Annotated in this window: 1 protein-coding gene; it reads left to right on the forward strand. The window is 51.8% G+C overall.

Going from position 1 to position 255, the window contains the following annotated elements:
• Positions 1-255 (forward strand): contractile injection system protein, VgrG/Pvc8 family (locus J1781_RS00045; RefSeq protein WP_269154534.1); only part of this gene is annotated, 255 nt, incomplete at both ends.

The following is a 255-nucleotide window of genomic DNA, read 5'->3' on the forward strand; positions in this document are numbered from 1 at the left end:
AACACCGCGTCACCCGGTTAAATCAGGGCAGCAATAACGCGATTTACCAGAACGACAGCGTCATCAGCATGACCGAAAACACCTTCCTGCGTTACTACATGGACCGGCTGGATTTCCGGTTTGCGCTCAATGAACAGTACCCGCTGAAAAAATTCATGATGCAGTTCGGCGAAAGCGAATACGCGCACATCGCGCGCCGCCTGGCCTACAGCGGCATCTCTTACTTCTTTGAATACGATGAAGAGAACAACTGCG

This window comes from Rahnella perminowiae (assembly GCF_019049695.1).
Lineage (GTDB): Bacteria > Pseudomonadota > Gammaproteobacteria > Enterobacterales > Enterobacteriaceae > Rahnella > Rahnella perminowiae.